Origin of the sequence: Actinomadura sp. HBU206391 (assembly GCF_014323665.1) — a bacterium.
Lineage (GTDB): Bacteria > Actinomycetota > Actinomycetes > Streptosporangiales > Streptosporangiaceae > Actinomadura_C.
In genome coordinates this window covers 20347-43375 of record NZ_JABVEB010000006.1, presented here as the reverse complement: position 1 = coordinate 43375, position 23029 = coordinate 20347, and the positions used below count along the sequence as shown (strand labels likewise).

Genomic DNA, 23029 nt, shown 5'->3' with positions numbered 1-23029 from the left:
CCGCCCCCGGTGGCCGGCCCGGTTCCCGGGCGATGCCCGCGTCAGGTGGTCAGGTGATTCAGAAGTGGTCAGGTGATTCAGAAGGTCAGATGGTGCGCGTGTTCAGGTGACGCGTGCTCGATGACGGCGCCGCCCAGCAGGGCCAGGGCCTGCTCGGACGTGCTGCCGGGCTCGGCCTGATAGACGATGAGCTGCTGGCCGGGAGCCCCGTTGATGCTGAACGACTCGTACGCCAGGGTCAGATCACCGACCTGGTGGTGGCGGAAGCTGTGCGACGCACGGGTCTTGCTCCGTACGTCCTGGCGCGCCCACAGCCGACGGAACTCCGCGCTCCCGACCGAGAGCTCGTCGACCAGCTCGGGAAGGTAGGGGTCGTCGAGACCCGTGCCCGCCGCCGCGCGCAGGTGGGCCGCCTTGTTGATCGCGACCATGTCCCAGTCCTGGAAGAACTCCCGCGCCTTCGGATTCAGAAAGGTCAGCCGCATCAGGTTGTCGTTGTGGTGCAGTCCCTCGTAGAGGGCGGAGCCCAGCGGGTTCCTGGCCAGCACGTCCAACCGCGCGCCGAGCACCAGCGCCGGGGTGCGCGTCCAGTTGTCCATGAGCCGGAGCAGGCCTGGGCTGACCCGCTCCACCCGGCCCGTGGTGCGGCGCTGCCGCGGCCCCGGATGCGCGAGTTCGTGCATGTACGCCGTGGAGTCGGAGTCCAGATGCAGGACGCGTGCGAGCGCGCTGACCACCTGCTCGGAGGGATGGCGTTCTCGCCCCTGCTCCAAGCGCATGTAGTAGTCCGTGCTGACCCCCGCCAGCATGGCCACCTCTTCACGGCGCAGCCCGGGTGTTCGACGATGGCCGAAGTGCAGGAGTCCCACGTCATCGGGGCTGATGGCCTCGCGCTTGGCCCGGAGAAACTCACCGAGCAGCTTGTCGCAGTCCATGAAGCAACGGTACGACCGATTCGAGCCTTCAGGGTGGGCGTAAGACTCCCAGGATATGCGGCTCCCACGGTCGCGTTTTCCCATGTGAAGAGCATCCTTGTTGCCTTGGCCCGGGGTGGTGAAGCTGGGCTCCATGACCGCGACCCGGCGTGTCCGGATGCGCCCCCATTCTCTCCGCGCCCGGATGACCGTGCTCGTGACCGTTGCGGCGGTGCTCCTGCTCGTACCCGCCGGGCTGGTCGCCGGCACGGTCGCACGCCATGCGCTGACGAGCACCGAGTGGCGGGAGGTCCGGCAGCAGTCAGCGGTCACCGCGCGGGCCGTCCGGAGCGGGACCATCACCACCATTGTGGAGCCCCGCGTCGCCGGCGTCGACCTGGTGCAGGTCGTGGCGCCGGGCCACCATGTGATCGCGTCGTCGCACGCCATCCGCGGGTTGCCGCCCTTAACGGACGTCTGGCCCGGCGTGCGGCACCCCCGCAAGGATCTGCAGGTCTGTGCGCATTCGCACATGGGCTGCCTGCGCCTCTCTGCGATGCGCGTCCGGTCCTCGCCGGACTCGCCGGTCGTGTACGCGGGCCGCCGGGCTCCGGGCGTGCTGTCCACGGGGTTCTTCGACTCGCTCTTCGGCATACAGGTGGTCTCGTTGATCGCCCTCGCCTCGTTGGCGACCTGGAAGATCACAGGTCAGACGCTCGAGCCGGTCGAGGCCATCCGCGCCGAGCTGGCCTCCATCAATGTCAAGGACATGAGCAACCGGGTCCCCGAGCCGGACGGTGCGGACGAGATCGCCAAGCTCGCCCGGGCGATCAACAGCACGCTCGACCGTCTGGAGCAGGCCAAGTGCCGGTTGCAGACGGCTTTCGATCAGCAGCGGCAGTTCACCTCCGATGCCTCGCACGAGTTGCGCACCCCGATCGCCGGGCTGCGCACCCAGTTGGAGGAGGCTCAGCTGCACCCGGACGAGACCGATCTGCACGAGGTGCTCGACCGGGCCCTGAGCGACGTGGACCGGCTCGAAGCGATCACTACGGACCTGCTGCTGCTGGCGCGCGTGGGGGTGAACCACCCGGCGACGCTGGAGCGGCTGGACCTGGCCGAGTTGGTCCGCACCGAGGTGTCCCGGCGTTCGGACCGGCTCACCGTGCATCTCCGGCTCGACCCCGGCGCGATCGTGAACGCCGTGCGCGCCCAGGTCCTCCGGGTCCTCACCAACCTGCTCGACAACGCGCAGCGTCACGCCCGCCACGCGGTGTGGACCGAGGTGCGTCACAACGGAGGCAAGGCCGAACTGAGCGTGATGGACGACGGAGACGGAATCGCCGAGGTCGACCGGGAGCGCGTGTTCCAGCGGTTCACCCGGCTGGACTCCGCTCGCAGCCGCGACCACGGAGGCACCGGGCTCGGCCTGGCGATCGCCCGCGAGATCGCGCACGCCCACTGCGGCACGCTCGACGTCGAGGAGTCACCGACCGGCGGCTCCCGGTTCGTCCTCCGGCTGCCCCTCGCGATGCCCCTGCCCGACGAGATCTGACCGCCTCCACGGTCAGCGCGGGCTCACCTTGATGGAGCGGAACTCGGTCTCGGCGTCCTCGGTGTAGACCCCGACGGCACCCGAGAGGTAGGGGCGCTCCTCGTCGGCGTGGACGGTCAGCTCGCGGTCCTTTATCCGGACCGTCATGGTGGCCCCCCGCTGACTGATCTTGACCTGGTACCAGCGGTCCACCGGGAACTCCGGGTCGCCCGTGGCGAGGAACCGTTGCCCGCCGGGATAGGCCGGGTCGCGCTTGCCGAGCTCCCAGCCGTTGGGCTTGAGGGTGAGGTAATAGAAGTGGTGCTCGTCGGTATAGGCCCAGACCACCCAGGCGACCTCCCAGGGGTTCGGCTGCGGCTGCCGGAGCTGGGCGGTCGTACGGAACCGGATGCTCAGATCCATGTCGTGATAGGTCTTGCGGGACACGACCAGGCACGCGTGGGTCTCGGCCGGCTGCACGGCGGGTTTCGGCCGCAGCACGATGACGCCGTCCCGAACGCCGCTGATCCCCTCACCGTCGAAGACCGCGCGCCACGGCCCGTGCGTCGTGCCGTCCCGCCACCGGTGCAGCACGCCGTCACCGGAGTCGGGCAGGAGCGCCGGCACCAGGATCCCCAGTAATCCGGCGAGCGCCAGAACGGCCGGGCAGCCCACCCGCGGCCGGAGCCACCAGCGGCGACGGCCGGGACCGCCGCCGCGCAGAGTCGCGCCGCGGGTGGGCGTCGCCCACCGTTCGTGCAGAGACGAGAACGGCTTCATGAGGCCACCGGGGCTCGGGGTGGTCGGTGGCCGCCCAGTCTGTCAATCCAAGGCGGTCGCCAGCAAGGCATCGGCGCCGGGCCGGCGGCGGTCACGGTCGAGTTCCGCGAGAATGCGCTCGCTGGCCCGCCCGTCGCCGAACGGGTTGGCGGCTCCCGCCATCCGCTGGTATTCGAGCGGATGGTCGAGCAGCTGGGTCGCCGCGGCGAAGACCTCGTCGGCGTCCGTCCCGACCAGGCGGGCCACGCCCGCCTCCACGGCCTCGGGTCGTTCGGTGGTCGCGCGTAGGACGAGAACGGGCTTGCCAAGGGTCGGCGCCTCTTCCTGAACTCCGCCGGAGTCCGTCAGGACCACGTCGCAGGCCGCCAGGGTCGCGGCGAAGTCGGCGTAGCCGAGGGGTTCGGTCACGATGATGTGCGGGTGGCCCACGAGTTCGGGCAGCAGCGACTCCCGTACGGCCGGGCTCTTGTGCAGTGGCAGCAGCACCTCGCAGTCACTGCGGTCGGCGAGCCGCCGCAGCGTCCGCGCCATGCCGCGCATGTCCGTGCCCTGGCTCTCCCTGCGGTGCAGGGTCACCAGCAGCCTGCGCCGTGCGCTGCGGAACGCCGAGGTGCCTCCGCCGCCGGCCAGGATCCAGTGCAGGTTGTCGATGACCGTGTTGCCGGTGACGATCACGTGCTCGGCCGGCACGCCCTCCGCGTACAGGTGGTGCGCGGCACGTTGGGTCGGCGCGAAGTGCCATCGGGCGATCCGGCCGATCAGCCGGCGGTTGATCTCCTCCGGGAACGGGTTGTAGGCGTCGCCGGTCCTTAACCCCGCCTCGACATGGGCGACCGGCACCTTCTCGTACGCGGCCGCGAGGGCGCCGCACAGCGCGGTGGTGGTGTCGCCCTGGACGATGACCAGGTCGGGCCTGCGGGCACGGACGACGTCGTTCAGCCCGGTGACGAGCCGGCCGGTGAGCTCCGACAGCCGCTGCCGGTCGCGCATCACGGCCAGGTCGACCTGCACGCCGACGCCGAGCAGATGGAGCATCTGCTCCAGCATCTCCCGATGCTGTCCGCTGTTGATGACGAGCGGGACGAATCCGTCCGTACGGGTCATGGCGCGTACGACCGGCGCCAGTTTGATCGCCTCGGGTCTGGTGCCAAGGACGATCATGGCGCGTATCACCTCCCCGGACTCGGGCTCCCCCGCCGGGTCCTGGCGCATGGCTGTGGACATGACGTTCTCCTCTGGGTGACGTAGGCGCGGGCGGAACCTGTGGGCGATCGGTCGCGCTCAGGTGCGCGCGGTCTTAAGCCACGTCTGCCGGCCCCTGACGGTGCGGCCCACCGCCCACCATCCGGAGACGAACCAGATGTAGCCGTAGAGCACGTAGACGTGCCCGAGCAGAAGGGATCGCAGGATCCCGAGGTCCGGCTCGCGCTTGCGGTACACGTAGGTGTACGCGCTCGCGACGCCGAAGGTCATCAGGTAGAACCAGGGCAGCCACCAGGGCGACAGCAGCACATGCCCGCTCACGATCGACGCGATGACCGTTCCGGCGAACGCCACGAGGAACGACAGCGGCAGCAGCGAGGTGAGCAGCAGAAGCACCGGGCTCGACAGGTGATACAGCAGGTCGACGGCCGGGCGCGGGGCTATCTTCCGCAGGATGAGGGGCGCCAGGCGGGCGGCCTGCATGTGCCCCTGGAACCACCGGGACCGCTGCCGCAGCAGCCGGCCGAGGGACAGCACGGCCTGCTGGTGGACGGCCGCGGTGAGGCAGTGGCTGTTGCGCCATCCCTGCGCGAGGAGCCGTACGCCGAGATCCAGATCCTCGGTGAGACAGTCGCTCCACGGATCACCCGGAAGCGAATCGAGGGCGGACAGCCGCATGAACTGCCCGTTGCCGCCCATCCCCACGCTGCCGATGTGCTGGCGCGCGCTCTGGAATATGTCGCCGTACACCACGAACTCCATATCCTGGAGCCGGGCCAGCAGACCCTGTTTCCGGTTGTACATACGGACGCCTACTTGTACGGCGCCCGTAGTCGGGTCGTCAAAATGCGGGTTGACTTCCTGGAGAATATGTGGATCGAGCCGCCCGTCCGCATCCACCACACAGACGATCACATCGTCTGGATCATAGCGACGGACAATTTTCGCATCCCGCAAACGACGTAGTCCGGCATTGAGCGCCGCACCCTTTCCGCGTCGTGCATTCGGCAGCTTCCGTTGGTAAAGCGCCACCTTCGGGGAACCGATGTCGCGGACGACCCGTGCGGTGCCGTCGTCAGAGGCATCGTCGATGACCATGGCCACGAAATTGTCACCGTGCAGCGAGGTGATGCGTTCCAGACTCGCCGCGATGACCTTCTCCTCGTTCAGGCAGGCGAGGATGAAGACGTACAGGCGGGGCCGCGACCGACCTTCGGCACGCCGGTGCCGCCGCCGGGACAGACCGAACATGCCCGTGTTGTACGTGACGGCCAAGACGATGATCGCGACACTGCCCGCCATCGCGAAATCCGAGGTCACAGGCCCTCCACCGCATCGCCGCGACGGCGCTCGACGGCGTCGCGCCACCGCATCCAGCACCCCACGAGGAAGAGCACGACGGCACCGGCGCAGTAGAGGCCGAAGCCCACCCCGGTGATCTGGAGCAACAGCCTGGCGACGCGGAACGTCGGGGTGGCCGTGGGCATGGTGGCCGCCCCGGCTACGGCGAGCAGGCCAATGGAAGGCTTGGCGTACATTAATGACCCCGTCCAGAAATGCGGCGACCGTTCGATCGCCCTTCCCGATTCGGATCTTGGCGACGTGGACCCAGGGCTCCCCCCATCGGCCCCTTCCACCCCGACCCGCCGTGCTTTACGGAGGCAAAGTACCCCGAACGGAGCGCTGAGCGAAGGTTAGCCGGTATCTGCGGCCACTGTCGGGCGATGTAGTCCGGATGGATTGCCTATCGGATACTTCCGTGGTACAGACGGAAAGCGATTTCCTATTGCCGGGCATTACGGTGGCCGAGATCGGCTTCAACTATTGCTGGTGGATTTCCCGTTCTTCAGTTCATACTTCGCTTGTGCGCTTCGCGTCTGTCAACACACCGCAAGAAAGGCGGGGGTTACGATCATGAGAATTCGATGGGAACGGGGGAAGGCGGTCGCGGTAATCATCGCGGCCGCCGGACTGCTGGCGGCCACCGCCGGCAGTGCCGCCGGTTCGCCCGGCGGCCGTCCGGCCCCGGGGGAGGCCGGCACCGCGTTCGTGCAGCCGAGGTCCGTCACCACGGCGCTGCCCAAGTGGGCCACGAAGCAGCGCTCGGCCGATGTGGCCCGTCGCAAGCAGCGCCGGACCACAGCGCCCACGGCGCTCTCGGCGACCGTGGCCAGAGCGGTCAAGAGCGTCGGCGCCGTACCGGGCAAGGCCAACGCCCTGCGGGCCGCGAGCCAGCCCACGACCCTGGTCCTCTATGACACGGCGGGGCCGTACGGGTTCCTGGGCGAGCTGTACGCGATGGCCACCGCCAACCTGGCCGGGCACTTCGGCACCGTGACCACCAAGCCGGTGTCGCAGTACACCTCCGGGCAGATCAACCAGTTCACCGCGACGATCTACATCGGCTCCACCTACTACGGGGGTGACATCCCCGACGCGATCCCGAACGCGTTCTACACCGACGTTGCCACCTCCACCCAGCCGGTCATCTGGATGAACGACAACATCTGGAACCTCGCCGGCAAGGTGGGCGTTCCGGCGTTCACGGCCCGCTACGGCTGGGATCCGACCACGTCCTACTTCGACGTCGGCGGCTCGGTCGGCCAGGTGACCCAGGTCGACTACAAGACCCAGCCGCTCGGCCGCAACATCCCGGCCGGCGCCGACAGCGGGATCCTCCGGCCGAACGTCCTCACCGGCCCCGGCTATCCGGCCGTGACAAGCCTGGCCGAGGCGGTCGACACGAGCACGTCACCGAACACGCGATTCCCCTGGGCGGTCCGGTCGAGCAACCTCACCTACATCGGTGAGATCCCCTACACCTACTTCAACGAGTCCGACCGGGCCATCGCCTTCTACGACCTGCTGTTCGACGCACTCGAACCGACCACGCCCACCCGGCATCGGGCCCTGCTCCGGCTGGAGGACATCAGCCCCGGTAGCGACCCCGAGCAGCTCATGGACATCGCCGAGTACCTCACCGAGGAGGGCATCCCGTACGGCTTCCAGCTGATCCCGGTCTACACCGACCCCAAGGGGGCCTACAACGACGGCGTCCCCGAGACCAGGACGCTGCAGCAGGCGCCCGCCGTCATGGCGGCGGTGCGGTACATGCTCGCTCACGGCGGCACGATCATCGATCACGGCTACACCCACCAGTACGGCAACGTCGACAACCCCTACAACGGCGTCACCGGCGACGACTTCGAGTTCTTCCGGGCGCACGTCGACAGCGCCGACAACGTGATCTACGACGGCCCGGTCGCCGAGGACTCGGCCGCCTGGGCGAACTCCCGCATCGTCAGCGCCAAGACCGCGTTCCTGCTCAATCTGCTGCCCACGCCGAAGCTGTGGACGACACCGCACTACGCGGCGTCCGCCACCGACTACGGCGTGATCAACCAGCACTTCACGGCACGCTACGAGCGCAGCCTCTACTACGCCGGTCAGCTCACCCCCGCGCCGATCAACCCGCAGGTCTACATGGGCCAGTTCTTCCCCTATCCGGTCAAGGACGTCTACGGCTCGAAGGTGATCCCTGAGAACCTGGGCAACTACGAGCCCGACTCCTACAACAACCGTCCGCCGCGGCTACCCGCCGACATGATCAACTCCGCCAAGCTGAACCTGGCCGTACGCGACGGCTTCGCCAGCTTCTTCTACCACCCGTACTACCCGGTGGCCCCGCTGCGCGAGACCGTGCAGGGCATCCGGGCCCTGGGCTACACGTTCGTGAGCCCGACGTCCGTCGTCCTCCCCTAGGCCCCTAGTGCCCTAGCCGCCCAGTCACTCGGAGAACAGGTCCGGGGCCGGTGACCCCCGCTCACCGGCCCCGCCACCATCTGCGAACGACCTGCTCGGCCGGCTTGTGGTGCGGCGAATAGGCCAGCGCGTGCGGGGTCTCACCGGCTCCGGGCCAGTCGTCCCACATCCACCAGTGGACACCGGCCCACCACGTCCGGCCGCTGAAGCCCTCGAGCAGTGCGTGGTAGGCGGCGGCCTGCTCCTCGTCGCCGCGCACCTCGCTGATCGTCCATGAGTACGGCCGGGTCGTGGCGCCCTGCTGGCTGACATAGCCGGCCTCGGTGAACAGGATCCTGCGGTGCCGCGCGGCGGAGAACGCCGCCAGCTCCGCCGCGATCGGCTCCCAGGCGCGCCGCAGCGCCGCCCGGTCGGTCGTCGGGACCTGCGCGAGCGGCCAGTACGCGTCGACTCCGATGAGATCGAGCGCGTCCCAGAACCGCACATTCGGGTACTCGTCGTAGTTGGCCGCGTAGACGAGTGGCCCGTCGAAGCGGGCCCGGACCGCCTTGATGACGGCCAGCCATTCGGCCCGCTCGCCCGAGACCCCGGCGAGCTCGGTGCCGACCGCGAACTCGGCGGCGCCCGACTCCCTCGCCAGCTCGGCGTAGTGCACGATGAACCGGGTGTAGGCGGCGAACCAGCGGCCCGGATCCGCGGGTCTGATGGTGGCCCGGTCCTGCCCGTCGAGCAGATCGACATGTGGCTTGAGCAGCACCTTGAGCCCCGCAGCTCGGGCGAGCCGGATGATGTGGCGCACGCTGTTGTCGCTCGCCGTCTCGCCGGTGGTGCGCAGCGCGTCGTCGTGCGGGCTCTGCTGGTACCAGGTGGGATTGAGCTGCAGCCACCGGGCGCCGGTGTCGGCGATCGCCTTGACATAGGCTGCGGCCTCCGGGCCGGCGTAGTCGCCTGCGCTCCACGACGGGAGCGCAAAGCCGCGCTGCTGCGCACGCACCGCCTGCGCGCCCCCCTTGCCCAAAGGGCCTTCGGCCGCCGGCGGCGATAACGGGCCGGGCATGCAGCCGGCCGTGACCGCCAGTGCGGTGGCCGTCATCGCCAGCCATGATCCACGCCGAGATGCCGCCCGTACCCCCATCGGCCACGTCCCCCTCGGTGAGCCCGATCCTCATGATGACCGTGATCGGGCGTCGTGGCGATGCCTATGGACGCACTCGCCGTCCCCGAGTCCTACATGTCACGACCGGGGAAGGGTGCGGTCAGCGGGGGAGCTTGACGACGGTGACGAAGAAGTCGTCGATCCGGCGCACGACGCGGATGAACTGCTCGAAGTCGACCGGCTTGGTGACGTAGGCGTTGGCGTGCAGATCGTAGCTGTGCAGGATGTCCTCGTCCGCGTCGGACGTGGTCAGGACCACCACCGGGATCGAGCGCAGCTCGGGGTCGGCCTTGACCTCCTCGAGCACCTCGCGGCCGTCCTTGCGGGGCAGGTTGAGGTCGAGAAGGATCATGTCGGGGCGCGGCGCGTCGGCGTAGTCGCCCTCCCGCCGCAGGTAGGCCGTGGCCTCCTCGCCGTCGCTGACGACGGTGAGGTTGTTCCTCACCTTGTTGTCGGCGAACGCCTCCTTGGTCAGGAGCACGTCGCCCGGGTCGTCCTCGACGAGGAGGACCTCGATGGGACGGGCTGCCTCGGTCATCACGGTCGCCCTATTCGTCGGTACTGGCTGAGTCGGCGGACCCAGCGGAGTCGGAGTCTGAGTCGCCGGCCCCGGCCACGTCGGGGGTCGCGGCCGGCTCGGGGGTAGCCGCGGGAAGGGTCCAGCGGATGGTCGTGCCCTGGCGGTCCGGGTCCGACTCGGTGTCGAGCCAGATCCGGCCGCCGTGGTGTTCGACGATCTTGCGGCACATGGCGAGCCCGATGCCGGTGCCGGCGTAGACGTCCTGCCCGTGCAGCCGCTGGAAGATGAGGAAGATGCGGTCGGAATACTTGGCGTCGATGCCGATCCCGTTGTCCGCGCAGCTGAACTCCCACATCGCACCGTCCTGCCGCGCGCCGATGTGCACGCGCGGCGGGTCGTCGCCGTGGAACTTGAGCGCGTTGCCGATGAGGTTCTGCAGCAACTGGGTGAACTGTCCCTGGTCTCCGGGCAGCTCGGGAAGCTCGTCGGACGTCACCTCGGCGCCGGTGTCCTCCCGCAACTGGGCCAGGCTGTAGAGGGCCCGGTCCAGGGACTTCTGCATGCTGACCGATTCCTCGCGGCGCTCCACCCGGCCGACTCGGGAGAAGTTGAGCAGGTCGTTGATCAGCGCCTGCATGCGCTTGGCCCCGTCGACGGCGAAGTCGATGTACTGGCGGCCCCGCTCATCGAGCTGGTCGCCGTACCGCCGCTCCAGCATCTGGCAGAAGCTCGCCACCTTGCGCAGCGGCTCCTGGAGGTCGTGGCTGGCCACGTAGGCGAACTGCTCCAGCTCGGCGTTCGAGCGGCGCAGCTCGGTGGCCTGCTCGTCGAGCATGCGGCGTGCCTCGGAGGTGAAACGCCACTCGTCCATGATCCGGTGCCGCATGGCGTCGACGATGGCGGCCAGCTCGACGAACTCGGCCGGGCCGTTGATGTCGAGCGGGTGGGCGAGATCCCCCTGGGCCACGGCCCGGACGTTGGTGGCGAGTGAGGACACCGGGCGCAGCACCGTACGTCGGAGTACCCAGGCGAGCCCGACCGCGACGACCAAGATGATGATCACGGCGGCCGCGAACGACCAGTAGAAGTTCACGACCCGCGCCTGTAGCCGATCGGCGAAGGTGGTGTGCAGAGCGCTCAGGTTCTTCTGCAGGGTGGCGTTGGCCGTCCGGATCTGAACGAACGACTCCTGGCTGAGCTCCTCGCCGTCCGGGGAGGGCCGCCCCGGGCGCCGGCCCGGTGCGGCGAGCGGTTCGGCGAACCGGGTACGCCAGCTCGCGACCGCGGCCTCGACCCGGTCGATGTCACCGAGGGTGCGGTCCGCATCGGGCACATCGGCCAGCAGCCGCCGCATCGACCCCGAGATACGGGCCTGGTCGGTGATCGTCTGTCGGTATGCGGCCAGCTGGGCCGGATCGCCGGACTCCGCGTACTGCCGGATGGTGGAGTCCTGCCGGCCGATCGAACCGCTGAGCTGCACCTGCAGGAGCGCGGCAGGGTCGACCTTCTCGATGAGCAGGTCGCGTGCCACGGTCTGCTGGTAAGTCGAGAGCCCTGCCTGGGCGAGCACGGCTATCAGCAGGAGGGCCAGGATCCCACCGCCCAGGCCGTACCACTGCCCGAGCCGCACCCGGCTCAGCCTGCTGCCCTCGCCCGGCTGGATGAACGGGGCGAGCACCGGCGGCCCGAGCGCGCCGGCCAGAGCGGTGGCGCGGTCGTCCAACGGGTCGGCCGGTCCGCCGTCGGTCAGGTCGGCGGACGCCGAGGGGGGCGGGTCGGAGGATGGCACCGGCATCTCGTCGGTCCTCATGTGGCACTTCCCCGCCCGAGCATCAGTATCGCCAGGTCGTCGGTCAGCACGCCCTGGTTGAGCGCCTCGACCTCGGCCACGAGCGTGTCGATCATTTCGCCGCCGGTCATGCCGCGCCCGAGGATCTGCCGGGTGAGGGTCACGAGGCCCTCGGTGTCGAGCCTTTCACTGCCCTCGCCCGCGTATCCCTCGATCAGGCCGTCGGTGTAGAGCATGAGTCCCCAGGACTCGCCGAGCTCGATCGTGGTCATCGGCCACCCGACGCCGGGGATGAGCCCGAGGGCGGGCCCGCACCGATCGTCGGGCAGTGCGTCGACGCCGGACTCGGTGAACAGCAGCGGCCGAGGGTGCCCGGCCCGGTACATCAGTGCCGTTCGCCGGGACGGATCGATGGTGACCATGCAGAGGGTCGTGAAGATCTCGTCGGACCACCGTTCCAGGGCCAGCACGGTGTCGAGGGTGTCGAGGAGCTTCTCGCCGGTGAGCCCCGCGAGCACCAGCGTGCGCCAGGCCATCCGCAGCCGAACCCCGAGTGAGGCCTCGTCAGCGCCATGGCCGCTGACGTCGCCGATCACGACGTGGATGGCGCCGTCCTCGGTCTGGACGGTGTCGTAGAAGTCCCCGCCGAGCAGGGCCCGCTCGCGCCCGGGCTGGTAGCGGGCGTGATGCCGCAGGTTCTCGTCCTCGATCAACGGGACCGGCAGGAGGCCGCGTTCCAGGCGGGCGTTCTCCTGGCTCAGAATGCGCGCCTCGACGAGCTGCCGCTCGGATTCGTCGGCGCGCTTGCGCTCGAGCGCGTAGCGGATGGCGCGGGCCAGGAGCGGGGCGTCGACGTCCTGCTTGACCAGGTAGTCCTGGGCGCCGGCGGCGACCGCCGACACCCCGACGTGCGCGTCGTTGAGGCCGGTGAGCACCAGCACCGCCGCCCGCGGCGCCATGGTGAGCACCTCTCGCAGCATGTCGAGCCCACTGCCGTCCGGCAGGGAGAGGTCCGCCAGGACGCACTGCGGTCCGGAGGCCTCGGAGATGAGCAGCCGCCGGGCGTCGGCGAGGCTCTGCGCCACCGTCATCCGTACGTCCAGCTCGCTCTCCTCGAGGAACTCCTCGACCAGGAAAGCGTCACCTGGATCGTCCTCGATCAACAGAAGCTCGAGAACGTCCTGCCCCGCGCCCGAGACGGCCAGAGGCCGCGATCGACTGACGGTGCTCACAAGCGGTTGAGCCTTTCGTGGAGAAACCGGCTTCCGGCTCGCATGGACGGCGACTCAGCGGATGGGCCGCCGTGCCGCCGGAGGTGGAGTGGTGTTCGGCCGCCGGTTCCAGACAGGGGGCAAAAAGCCCATATCGGGCATCCCGCCACCGTACCCGTCCCGGCTCGTCGGTGCGCCCCCTTCGATCAAGCCGGAGCGCGCCGGCGTTCAGCCTCGCATCGGCACGATACCCAAGACATTTGCCATGCAACAACTATCGCTGCGTGCGACGACTCCGCTGCTCACCGTGCGAATTCGGATGATCAAGCAGGTCTGGAGACCGAGTCGGAGGCCTCGTTCGCCCGACCGAGCCCGGTCGCCGCGTGAAAATGCGCCAGCCCGGTGAGCAGGGCGGTGCGCGAGCCAGGGGACATGGCCGCCAGCACCCGCTCGAGCTCCTCGCGGCGTGCCCGCCGTACCTCGTCGAGCAGGCTCTGGCCGTCCCGGCTCAGCCGCACCGTGATCTCGCGACGGTTCGGGCCGGGGTCACGCACGAGCAGACCGCCGGCCTGCAGCCGGTCGCACAGGCGGCTGGCCGAGGGCACCGAGGCCTCCAGTTCGGCCGCCAGCCCGCTGACGTTGACGCTGCCCCGCCGTTCCACGATGAACAGAACCCTCATCTGGGTGGCCGGCACCTGCGTCGTGGGGGTCTGATGGGCGCGCTCCCATACCTGGTTGAACGTACCCGCGAAGTCGTCGATAGCCGCCGCCAGCTCGACCAGCCGGGATGGCTCATCCAAGGCGCCCATAACAATACTGTTGCATACGGCACCCGAACCGGTGAGAACCCGCGCCCGCGCGACCCGCGGCGTGCTCGGATCGGTGGCCCCGACTCGAAGGTAGACGTGATGTACGAAGACCGGCTCAGCGACGCCGAACAGGCGATCTGGCAGGCACAGCCCCACGCCGTCGCCGGCACCGCCCTGGACGTGATCGCCGGGCACTTCCCCGTCACCGGCGCCGAGATCTACCTGTCCGACTACCGGATGGCCTTCCTCATCCCGGTCAGTGCGGGCGGCGAGCCGATCCGGATGGACAACACCCCTATCGGCCGCGCCTTCGCCGCCCAGCAGACCATTACCGAGGCCGCCACCGCTCCGGAGGACCGGCCCCACCGGGCCCACCAGACCCATGTGCCGCTCAGCGTGCACGGCGACCGGCTCGGCGTGCTGTCGATCTTCTCGGCCGGCGAGATCGCCGACGACGACCTGCGGCAGCTCACTTCGCTCGCCCACATGATCGCCCGCGCCCTGAAGATCGCCGAATCCGGCACCGACGTCTACCGGCGCCTGCGTCGCCGCAGCCGCCTCACCCTCGCGGCCGAGATGCAGTGGGATCTGCTGCCCGGCCGCTCGTGCGCGTGCGCCGAGTACAACCTGGCCGGGCAGCTTGAACCGGCCTACGACGTCTGGGGCGACAACTACGACTGGTCGGCCACCGCCGACCGCCTCATCGTCACCGTCAGCAACGGCATGGGAAAGGGCACCCAGGCCGCGCTCCTGACCAATCTGGCCATCAGCGCCATGCGCAACGCCCGCCGCTCCGGCGCCGGACTGGTCGACCAGGCGACCCTCGCCAACGAGATGATCTATTCGCACCATGGCGGCGAGATCAACGTCGCCACCCTTCTGCTGGAGTTCGAGATCGCCACGGGGCGCGTGCGGGCCATCGACGCGGGATCGCCGCTGATGTGGCGCCTGCGCGGCAACGACGTCGGGCCCATCGAGCTCGAGGCGCAGTTGCCCCTCGGTCTGTTCCCCGACACCGAATACACCGTGCAGGAGTTCACCGTCGAACCGGGCGACCGGCTGATCATCGTCAGCGACGGCGTCCACACCGCCCTCTCCCCTGCCGGGGAGGCGTACGGAAACCTCGCGCTGCCCAAGGCGCTGCGCCGGACCCGGCTGCTCGACCCCCCGGAGGCCGTCCGCAGCCTCACCCGCGGTCTGCTCGACTACCACGAGGGCGGCGAACTCCTCGACGACGCCGTCATCCTCTGCCTGGACTGGACCGGCAAGAAGTCCGCCCACTCGGAGTGATCGCACCTGCACCCGGTATGACCCGGCGTGACCGGGCAGGACCGGGCCGGGCTCAGGCGGTGAGGGCCGCCACGGCGTTGAGGATGGGCCGCGGGTTGGCGGGTACCGGCAGGCCCTGCACCAAGACGGTCGGGGTGGCCGCGACCCCGCGCTTGAGCGCCCTCTCGGTGACGTACGTCGCCCAGTCCAGGTAGGTGGCGTTGCGAACGCACTCGGCGAAGCCGGGCTCGCGGAGCCCCACCTGCTCACCGAGCGCGATCAGCTCGTCATCACTGAGGCCGGGCCCGCCTTCCGGCGGCTGGGCGGCGAAGAGCGCGTGGGCGTACTCGACGAAGCCGCCCGCGTCGGAGGCGCAGCCCGACGCGGCGGACGCCCGGGAGGAGTAGCGGGTGGTCGACAGTTCGTCGAGGAACCCCATGGGGTGGTAGACGACCTCGATCAGATCCTGCGCCACGAGGCGCTCCAGCACCGGCCCTGTGGTCTGCTCGAACAGGCGGCAGAACGGGCAGAGGAAGTCGAGGTAGACGTCGACCGTGAGAGGGCCGGCGCCCACGACGATGCCCTCGCCCTCCTCGTCGACGGCCGCCGGGACGCGGTTCGGTCGCGGGGACCGGCCGCCCAGGACCTCCGGCCCCGGGGGCCCGATCAGCAGCAGGGCCATCATCGCCAGGTGACGCAGCCCACCGCCGCGCCCAGCGCCCCGCGGCCCGTCCTGCGTTCGCGCCGCCCGACCGGGCCCGGGCGGCGTCTTCTCCGTTGACGCGTTCATCTCGTCCTCCTCAGTCGCGCTCAGTCGCGTGTACCTGCCCGCGAGCGCCTGGGAACGATCCCCCGTACGTCGTCGTCGTCCCGCCGTACGTCGTCGTCCCGCCGATCGATCGGCGGCCCCTCGATCGGAGGTCTACCCGGGCCGTCGACGCCGAAGACACCGGCCGCCGGCGGATCCCCAAGGGCGCGGGCCCATCGGACCCGCGCCCCCGGGCGGGGATCAGAGGCCGGCGGTGATCCGGGTGAACTCCCATTGCTGCTGCGACACGCCGCTGCAGTTCGAGACGACCCCGCCGCCCGGGCACGGCCGGTCGCGGTTGACCGAACCAGAACGCCGGCCGGGCGAGGCCTCTGGCCTTGCCCCAGTCGCAAATCTGGGTCCAGGTGGCCGGTGAGGTGGTCTCCTGCTGGTCCGCCATGAGCCTCGCAATGTCGGTCCTCGGGCGGGTGGGGGCGAGGCAGGAAGGGCGAGCGTTCTGGCTCCCGACAAGGGAGGAGAGGGCGTGCCGTTGACACGGTCACGCCGCATCACGTTTCCGCTGCTCAGGCTGGTTCTGTGGAGGGGAGCGCGGCACGGCAGATCACCTTACTAATAGTAAAGTTTACTGTCTGATGACTGACAATAACCTTTGCTCCTCCTGACGACAAGGCCCAATTCCCGGGTCGGCGGCGGGCCGCCGCCCGCTCAGTCGGCCGGCGTTCTCAGCAGCTCGGCCAGCACTACCGCGTGGCTGTGCTCGACGTCCTTCGTCGCCGTGAGCAGCGTCAGCGTTCCCGACCTCGCGAGCTCCCCGAGCCGGTCGAGCTCCCGAGCGCGCTCGGGGTCGCGGAGCTCCTCCTCATAGCGGTCGCGGAACTCGGCGAACCGCTCCGGCCGGTGGCCGTACCACTGGCGCAGCGAGGTCGACGGAGCGACCTCCTTGCCCCATTCGTCGAACTCCGCGTCCTGCTTGGCCAGCCCCCGAGGCCAGATCCGGTCCACGAGCACGCGGGTGCCGTCCTCGGGCGCCGGCGGGTCGTACACCCGTCGCACGCGGACCTCGGGCGTTCCCTCTGCCGTCCCCGTCCCAGTCCCAGTCATCGCACCCCCAAGCCTGGCGCTACCCGGCCGACGCTTTCCCGAACCGGCCGCGCGTGTAACGCTCGCGATCGTCCGGACATCTGCCGAGATAACCCTCGGAAGGGAGACAGCGTGGGTCACCCGCCGGACGAGCGGCGCCGCTTCGAGGAGATCTACGAGGCGCACTACGAGGCCATCTCGCGTTACGTGCTGCGCCGTACCGACTCCCCCGACGACGCGGTCGACGCGATCGGCGAGACGTTCCTGACCGCCTGGCGCCGCCTCGACGCCGTGCCGCCGGGTGACGGAACGCGGCTCTGGCTGTACGGCGTCGCGCGCCGGGTTCTCGCCAACCACCACCGTGGCGCCGCCCGGCGTGAGCTGCTCATCACCCGGCTGCGGAGCGAGTTCGCCGAGGCCGCGCCGAACGCGCCTCAGCATCGGGAGGAGGTGCGCGCCGCCTTCGCCCGGCTGACGCCCGATGAACGCGAGCTGCTGTCGCTGACCGGCTGGGAGGGGCTGTCCCCCAGCGAGATCGCCGAGGTGCTCGGCTGCCGGGTCGGCACCGTACGGGTCCGCTTGCACCGCGCGCGCAAGCGCTTCGCCCGGCAGCTGGCACTGAAGGGTGTGGACGTGGAGCGATACGGGGCGCGCGCCGTGGCGATGGCCGAGGGGATGGGCAAATGAGCATCAACGAGATCGTCAAGGGCCTCGAACCCGCACATCGCCTTCCGCCCATGGGCGAGGGCACGCGAGAGCTGCTCGCCCAAATCACCGCCACGCCGATCACGGCCGAGCCGAGGGAGCCCGGCCCCGCGGCCGCACCCCGGCGCGGCCACCGGATGCTCCGCAGCAGGGTCGCCGCGCCGCTCGTCGTCGCGCTGGCGGCCGCCGTACTGATCGCTGGCTGGTTCCTGCCCGCGACAACGCACATCGGGCCGCGTCCTGCGGCCGCGCTCGACATCACGAGGGAAGGCGACTACTACATCGTCACGGTGAAGGACCTCTTCGCCGATCCCGAGCGCTATGAGTCCCAGCTCCGCGATCTCGGTCTCTCGATCACGCTCAGGGTCGAACCGGTCTCTCCGAGTCTCGAAGGCGCCGTCTTCCCGCCGTTCGACATGCGGACTAACGGCCTGTCATTCGACCAGCTGTCCCGCCGGAAGGACCTGGTCTCGCCCATCAAGCGCCCGGGCTCCTGCCACGCGATCGTCAGCTGCACGATCGGGTTGAGGATTCCGGTCGATTACCAGCCCTACCGCGACGCGAGGTTCAAGGGGAAGTCGGTCATCGGGCTCGGCCGGAAGGGCCGCCCGGGTGAGCGGTACAACGCCTTCGGCCAGCTCAACAATCCCGGGGAACCGCTCGCGTGCGTCGACTTCGTCAACCAGCCGGTCTCGCGGGTGACGAGTCTGCTGAGGGAACATCACGTGGTCGCGAGCTTCGCCGTACCCCTCAAGGGCTACCGGACCTCGGTGCCCGGCGCCTGGTTTGTCCACGAGGGCTGGCTGACCGAACAGGGCAAGGCGCTCCTGGTGGCCGACTCGACCCGCGTCTCCCAGTCCTACCCGATGAGCAAGGCGTGCCGTAAAGGCAGCTGACCTCGAAGACACCCGGCCCCCCTGCGTCCACCCGAGAGGACTCCTCCATGAATCGTGTCTCGACACTGTTGCTCACCGTACCGATGCTGGCACTCACCGCATGCGGCGGCTCGTCCGGGGACGGCATCGCGAGCGCGGGCGGCGGCAAGGCGTCCGCCTCCGCGTCCGCCCGGGCTTCCGTCGACCCTGACCAGGCGCAGCTGAGATACGCGCGGTGCATGCGCGAGAACGGCGTCGCCATGCCCGACGACCCACGCGACCTTCCGAAGGGCGGGCTCGCCATCCCCGACAAGGCCATGAAGGCCTGCGAGGAGTTCCAGAAGGCCCTGGGCGGCACCCGGATCGACATGAACGACCCCGAGACGCGCGACAGGTTCACCAAGCTCGCCCAGTGCATGCGCAAGCACGGTTTCGACTTTCCCGACCCGCCGAACATGCCGCCGCCCGACTTCGACGGGGGCAACAAGCCCAGGTTCGACCGGTCGCTGAAGGACTGCGGCAAGTTCCTGCCGAGCCGCGGGTGAGACGGCAGGTGGCCGCCGGGGCCGCCGTACTCGTCGTCGCCGGCGCCGGGGTCGCCGTGGCCCGGGCCGGCGGAGCGGGCGAGGCGGCCCCGGCGGGTTCCCCGGCACCCGCCACGGCCGAGGTGACCCGCGGCGACCTGGTCGACACCACGTCGGTGGACGGCACTCTCACCTACGCCGGCGAACGCGGCGTGGCCGCAGCGGCGCCGGGCACCGTCACCCGGCTTCCCGCACCGGGCGCCGTCATCAGGCAGGGCGCGGCCCTCTATGAGGTGGACCGCAGGCGGGTCGTGCTGATGTACGGCACCGTGCCGCTCTACCGGACGCTGCGGCAGGGCGTCGAGGACGGGCCCGACGTCAGGCAACTGGAACGCGCGCTGCGGGCGCTCGGCCACGGGCGTGGTCTGACCGTGGACGCGCACTTCTCCGCGGCCACGGCAGAGGCCGTACGCCGGTGGCAGGGCGACAACGGGCTGGCCAAGACCGGCTCGGTCGACGCCGCCCAGGTGACCTTCCTGCCCGCGCAGGTGCGGGTCACCGGGGCCAAGGCGGCGGTCGGCGACCGCATCGGCGCCGGCCGGCCGCTGCTCGCCGTGACGAGCACCAGGCGTGTCGTGCATGTGGATCTCAAGGCGAGCGACCAGCACCTCGCCCGGAAGGGCGCCTCGGTGACCGTGGAGCTACCGGACGGCGGCACCGTCCCAGGCAGGATCACGTCCGTCGGGACGGTCGCCGAGAAGGCCGAGCCGGCCCAGGGCTCCGGCCCCTCCGGGCAAGGCGGCGAAGCGACCGTCGACGTCGACATCCGGCTGGGCGACGGGCGGCGGACCGGCCGGTTGGACCAAGGGCCGGTCATGGTCACGATGGAGACCGCACGCCGCAGGAACGTCCTCAGCGTGCCGGTGGAGGCCCTGCTCGCGCTGCGCGAAGGCGGCTACGGTGTAGAGATCGTCGACCCGGGCGGAGCCCGGCGGGTCGTCGGCGTCCGCACCGGCGCGTACGGCGGCGGCCGGGTGGAGATCATCGGCTCCGCACTGTCGAGCGGCATGAAGGTCGGGGTGCCGGCCCGGTGAAGCCGTCCACCTCCCCCCACTCCAAGATCATCGAACTGACCGGGGTCACGAAGCGCTATCCCGCGGGGGTCGACGCCCTGCGCGGGGTGGATCTCACGGTCGAGACCGGTGAACTGCTGGCCATCACCGGCCCGTCCGGCTCGGGCAAGTCCACGCTCCTGCACCTCATCGGCACGCTCGACCGGCCCTCGGGCGGGACGGTCCGCATCGCGGGACACGACGTGGGCGCGCTGGCCGACCACCGGCTGTCGGCGCTGCGTGCCGCGCACATCGGCTTCGTGTTCCAGCAGTTCCACCTGGCCGAGGGCAGGTCGGCGCTCGACAACGTGGCCGACGGGCTGCTCTACGCGGGGCGGCCCGTGCGCGTCCGGCGCGAACTGGCCGGGGCCGCCCTCGAACGCGTCGGGCTCGCGCACCGGCTGCGGCACCGGCCGCACGAGCTGTCCGGCGGCGAACGGCAGCGCGTGGCGATCGCGCGAGCGGTGGTCGGCGACCCCCCGCTGCTCTTGGCCGACGAGCCCACCGGCAACCTCGACTCGGCCTCCGGTGACGCGGTGCTCGGACTGCTCCGCGATCTGCACGCCGATGGCACGACGGTCGTCATCATCACCCATGACCGAGAGGTCGCCGCGCGATGCCCCCGGCGGGTGCGCGTACGTGACGGCGACATCGTCTCCGACGAGACGGCTAACGACCCCGGGGGCGGGCCCGCGGCGCTTCGGACGGAGGACGCGCGATGAATCCGCTCGTACCGGCCAGATTGAGCCCCGGCGACGTCGCCAGGGTCGGCGCCTCGGGGCTGCGTGCCCGCCCGGCCCGCGTGGTGCTGTCCGCGCTCGGGATCGCCATCGGGATCGCCACCATGGTCTCGGTGATCGGCATCTCGGCGTCGGGCCAGGAGGAACTGCTGCGCCGGCTGGACCGGCTCGGCACGAACCTGCTCCGCGTGGAGCCCGGCGCCACGTTCTCGGGCGGCGACGTCAAGTTGCCGGTCGACGCGGTGGCGATGGTCGGCCGGGTCGGCCCGGTGTTCACGGCGAGCGCCACGGGAGAGGTCACGGCGACGATCCGGCGGACCGACCGCATCCCCAAGGTCGAGACCGGCGGGATCAGCGTCCGGGCCGCCACGCTCGACCTGCTCGAGACCCTCGACGGGCGGGTGCGCACCGGCGTCTGGCTCAACGCGGCCACGGCCCGCTATCCGGCCGTCGTGCTCGGTTCGGTGGCCGCCGACCGGCTGGGCATCAGCCGCGTCGGCGTACAGGTGCGGGTCGGCGACCGCTGGTTCACCGTCACCGGCATCCTCGACGCGATGCCGCTGGCACCGGAGATCGACCGCGCCGCGCTCGTCGGCATTCCGGCCGCACGCGCGCATCTGGGCTTCGACGGCCATCCCACGACCGTCTACGAACGGTCGGCGGAGGAGTCGGTCGAGGCCGTCCGGGACGTCCTGCCCCGCACGGTGAACCCGGAGAGCCCGCACGAGGTCGCGGTGTCGCGGCCCTCGGACGCCCTCGCCGCCCGGGCGGCCGCCGCCGGCACCTTCACCGGCCTGCTGCTCGGCCTCGGCGCTGTCGCCCTGCTGGTCGGCGGCGTCGGGGTGGCCAACACCATGGTCATCTCCGTACTGGAACGCCGCAGAGAGATCGGCCTGCGCCGCTCGCTCGGCGCCACCCGCGCGCAGATCCGCACGCAGTTCCTCACCGAGTCGCTGATGCTCTCGGCCCTCGGCGGGGCGGCCGGCTCGGTCATCGGCTCCCTCGTGACAATGGCGTACGCGCTCGCCCGGGACTGGCCTCCCGTGGTGCCCGCGTGGGCGCTCGGGGGCGGGCTCGCCGCGACACTCGTCGTCGGCGTGGTCGCCGGCCTCTACCCCGCCGTACGGGCATCCCGGCTCCCCCCGACCATCGCCCTGACCAGCACGTGACGCGACCACCCCGCCGCCAGTGTGGGCTCGCGAACAACTGCATGATCACGACAGAGAAACCTCTGTCGTGATCATGCAGTTGGGCGGCGCGCCGCCGCGGCAATGGTTGATCACCTCGACCCGCACCACGCCCCGGCTGCGGAAGGCGATGACCTGGGGCTCAGCCGGTGGTGTCGAGGAAGTTCCAGCGGGTGGGCGGCCAGACGATGATGAAGGCCTTGCCGATCACATCGTCGACCGAGACGGTACCGGTGAACTGGTCGCTGACGTGGGCCCGCGAGTCCGCCGAGGCCGACCTGTGGTCCCCCATCACCCAGAGGCGGTTCGCGGGGACGGTCACCGGCCCGAACTCCCGGTCCTTGACCGGGTTGTTCTCGTAGATGTACGGCTCAGTGAGCGGTTTGCCGTCGACCGTGACCCGGCCGCGCCGATCGCAACAGGCCACCTTCTGACCGCCGACCGCGACGACCCGCTTGACGAAGTCCTTCTCGCTCGCCTGCGGCAGGCCGAAGAACCCGCCGATCCGGCTGAGCATCCCCTGGTCCGGAGGCGGGGCCTCGGGGGTCCACGACGACGGTCCGCGGAACACGACGATGTCCCCTGGGCTCGGGTCACCGAACCGGTACGAGACCTTGTCCACCAGGATGCGGTCGCCGGTGCATCCCTGGCACCCGTGCAGGGTCTTCTCCATCGACTCCGAGGGGATGAAGAACGCCTGGACCAGGAAGGTCTTGACGAGCAACGACAGAACGAGCGCCACACCGAGCAGTAGCGGAAGCTCCCGTAGGAACGAACGGTTCTTCGGCTCCCGTTTCGGCCTTCGCCTGAGCGGGCCACCGAATCTGCCCGTAGAGGAATCTCGACTCACCTCCGCACTCTAGATGGAGCTGGGGTAAGAGCGGTGTAAGGGGTCGGAAAGAGACCTGCTGTGCCATGTCCACCAGGCCTGCAGTCCTGCCGGGCTCAGGGTCCGCGCGGGTGCCGGCGCATGCGTCCGGACATGAGCGTGACGCCCAGGGCGGGCCTAACGACTCCGACCAACGTGCGTCAGGGGCCTCATGCCGGCATCTCTCCAGGCATCAGGCCCCTGACTACTGACCATTGATAG

General features: G+C 70.1%; 22 protein-coding genes. 9 read left to right on the top strand and 13 right to left on the bottom strand.

All coding sequences use genetic code 11. From position 1 onward, the window contains the following. Positions 1-77: 77 nt before the first annotated feature. Positions 78-935 carry a helix-turn-helix transcriptional regulator gene (locus tag HKK72_RS04860; RefSeq protein WP_187233013.1) on the bottom strand — a complete coding sequence of 286 codons (858 nt, stop codon included), beginning with the start codon at positions 933-935 and terminating at the stop codon, positions 78-80. Between the two features lie 184 nt (positions 936-1119). Between HKK72_RS04860 and HKK72_RS04855 the strand changes: the two genes are divergently transcribed. Further along, positions 1120-2469: a sensor histidine kinase gene (locus HKK72_RS04855; protein ID WP_261986550.1), complete on the top strand. Its 1350-nt coding sequence runs from the start codon at positions 1120-1122 to the stop codon at positions 2467-2469. Between the two features lie 12 nt (positions 2470-2481). Here HKK72_RS04855 and HKK72_RS04850 read toward each other — a convergent pair whose 3' ends face one another. From HKK72_RS04850 to HKK72_RS04835, 4 genes are read right to left on the bottom strand one after another with little or no spacing between them, the layout of a single operon-like run. After that, entirely contained in the window at positions 2482-3228 is a 747-nt protein-coding gene (locus HKK72_RS04850) for a family 16 glycoside hydrolase (RefSeq protein WP_187233011.1), read from the bottom strand. Between the two features lie 42 nt (positions 3229-3270). Further along, on the bottom strand, positions 3271-4452 hold the full coding sequence (wecB, locus tag HKK72_RS04845) for a non-hydrolyzing UDP-N-acetylglucosamine 2-epimerase (RefSeq protein ID WP_222720337.1): 1182 nt from the start codon (positions 4450-4452) through the stop codon (positions 3271-3273). 57 nt (positions 4453-4509) lie between these two features. Then, positions 4510-5751 carry a glycosyltransferase family 2 protein gene (locus HKK72_RS04840; protein ID WP_222720336.1) on the bottom strand — a complete coding sequence of 414 codons (1242 nt, stop codon included), beginning with the start codon at positions 5749-5751 and terminating at the stop codon, positions 4510-4512. Further along, positions 5748-5969 carry a hypothetical protein gene (locus tag HKK72_RS04835; RefSeq protein WP_187233010.1) on the bottom strand — a complete coding sequence of 74 codons (222 nt, stop codon included), beginning with the start codon at positions 5967-5969 and terminating at the stop codon, positions 5748-5750. The genes HKK72_RS04840 and HKK72_RS04835 overlap by 4 nt, the downstream gene beginning before the upstream one ends. 376 nt (positions 5970-6345) lie before the next feature. Here HKK72_RS04835 and HKK72_RS04830 point away from each other — a divergent pair, with 376 nt between their 5' ends. Continuing rightward, positions 6346-8193, top strand: coding sequence for a DUF2334 domain-containing protein (locus HKK72_RS04830; RefSeq protein WP_187233009.1), 1848 nt, complete (start codon positions 6346-6348; stop codon positions 8191-8193). Between the two features lie 61 nt (positions 8194-8254). Here HKK72_RS04830 and HKK72_RS04825 read toward each other — a convergent pair whose 3' ends face one another. From HKK72_RS04825 to HKK72_RS04805, 5 genes are all read right to left on the bottom strand, one after another. Continuing rightward, a complete protein-coding gene (locus HKK72_RS04825; protein ID WP_187233008.1) occupies positions 8255-9286 on the bottom strand; it encodes a glycoside hydrolase family 113 in 1032 nt (343 codons plus the stop codon). A gap of 163 nt (positions 9287-9449) precedes the next feature. After that, entirely contained in the window at positions 9450-9887 is a 438-nt protein-coding gene (locus tag HKK72_RS04820) for a response regulator (RefSeq protein ID WP_187233007.1), read from the bottom strand. Between the two features lie 10 nt (positions 9888-9897). Continuing rightward, entirely contained in the window at positions 9898-11679 is a 1782-nt protein-coding gene (locus HKK72_RS04815; RefSeq protein ID WP_261986549.1) for a sensor histidine kinase, read from the bottom strand. Beyond that, a complete protein-coding gene (locus HKK72_RS04810; RefSeq protein ID WP_187233006.1) occupies positions 11676-12890 on the bottom strand; it encodes a PP2C family protein-serine/threonine phosphatase in 1215 nt (404 codons plus the stop codon). Before HKK72_RS04810 ends, HKK72_RS04815 begins: the two co-directional genes overlap by 4 nt. Before the next feature lie 302 nt (positions 12891-13192). Continuing rightward, positions 13193-13669, bottom strand: coding sequence for a MarR family winged helix-turn-helix transcriptional regulator (locus HKK72_RS04805; RefSeq protein WP_261986548.1), 477 nt, complete (start codon positions 13667-13669; stop codon positions 13193-13195). Positions 13670-13777: 108 nt separating this feature from the next. Here HKK72_RS04805 and HKK72_RS04800 point away from each other — a divergent pair, with 108 nt between their 5' ends. Continuing rightward, on the top strand, positions 13778-14968 hold the full coding sequence (locus HKK72_RS04800) for a GAF domain-containing SpoIIE family protein phosphatase (RefSeq protein WP_187233004.1): 1191 nt from the start codon (positions 13778-13780) through the stop codon (positions 14966-14968). 52 nt (positions 14969-15020) lie between these two features. Here HKK72_RS04800 and HKK72_RS04795 read toward each other — a convergent pair whose 3' ends face one another. Then, entirely contained in the window at positions 15021-15737 is a 717-nt protein-coding gene (locus HKK72_RS04795) for a DsbA family protein (RefSeq protein WP_261986547.1), read from the bottom strand. A gap of 684 nt (positions 15738-16421) precedes the next feature. After that, positions 16422-16817 carry a DUF488 domain-containing protein gene (locus HKK72_RS04790; protein ID WP_187233003.1) on the bottom strand — a complete coding sequence of 132 codons (396 nt, stop codon included), beginning with the start codon at positions 16815-16817 and terminating at the stop codon, positions 16422-16424. Positions 16818-16928: 111 nt separating this feature from the next. On the opposite strand from HKK72_RS04790, the gene HKK72_RS04785 reads away from it, so the two are divergent. From HKK72_RS04785 to HKK72_RS04760, 6 genes are read left to right on the top strand one after another with little or no spacing between them, the layout of a single operon-like run. Beyond that, positions 16929-17483 (top strand): RNA polymerase sigma factor, encoded by a 555-nt coding sequence (locus HKK72_RS04785; protein WP_187233002.1) that lies wholly within the window; start codon positions 16929-16931, stop codon positions 17481-17483. Then, complete coding sequence (locus HKK72_RS04780) at positions 17480-18397, top strand: hypothetical protein (protein WP_187233001.1); 918 nt, start codon at positions 17480-17482, stop codon at positions 18395-18397. The genes HKK72_RS04785 and HKK72_RS04780 overlap by 4 nt, the downstream gene beginning before the upstream one ends. A 47-nt stretch (positions 18398-18444) precedes the next feature. Then, on the top strand, positions 18445-18921 hold the full coding sequence (locus tag HKK72_RS04775) for a hypothetical protein (RefSeq protein ID WP_187233000.1): 477 nt from the start codon (positions 18445-18447) through the stop codon (positions 18919-18921). Further along, the gene (locus tag HKK72_RS04770; protein WP_187232999.1) at positions 18918-19994 is read left to right on the top strand and encodes a peptidoglycan-binding protein; all 1077 of its coding nucleotides are present in this window, start codon (positions 18918-18920) and stop codon (positions 19992-19994) included. Before HKK72_RS04775 ends, HKK72_RS04770 begins: the two co-directional genes overlap by 4 nt. Then, positions 19991-20734 (top strand): ABC transporter ATP-binding protein, encoded by a 744-nt coding sequence (locus tag HKK72_RS04765; RefSeq protein ID WP_315987075.1) that lies wholly within the window; start codon positions 19991-19993, stop codon positions 20732-20734. The genes HKK72_RS04770 and HKK72_RS04765 overlap by 4 nt, the downstream gene beginning before the upstream one ends. Further along, entirely contained in the window at positions 20731-21921 is a 1191-nt protein-coding gene (locus tag HKK72_RS04760; protein ID WP_187232998.1) for an ABC transporter permease, read from the top strand. The genes HKK72_RS04765 and HKK72_RS04760 overlap by 4 nt, the downstream gene beginning before the upstream one ends. A 160-nt stretch (positions 21922-22081) precedes the next feature. Here HKK72_RS04760 and lepB read toward each other — a convergent pair whose 3' ends face one another. Then, positions 22082-22789: a signal peptidase I gene (gene lepB / locus HKK72_RS04755; protein ID WP_187232997.1), complete on the bottom strand. Its 708-nt coding sequence runs from the start codon at positions 22787-22789 to the stop codon at positions 22082-22084. Positions 22790-23029: the final 240 nt, after the last annotated feature.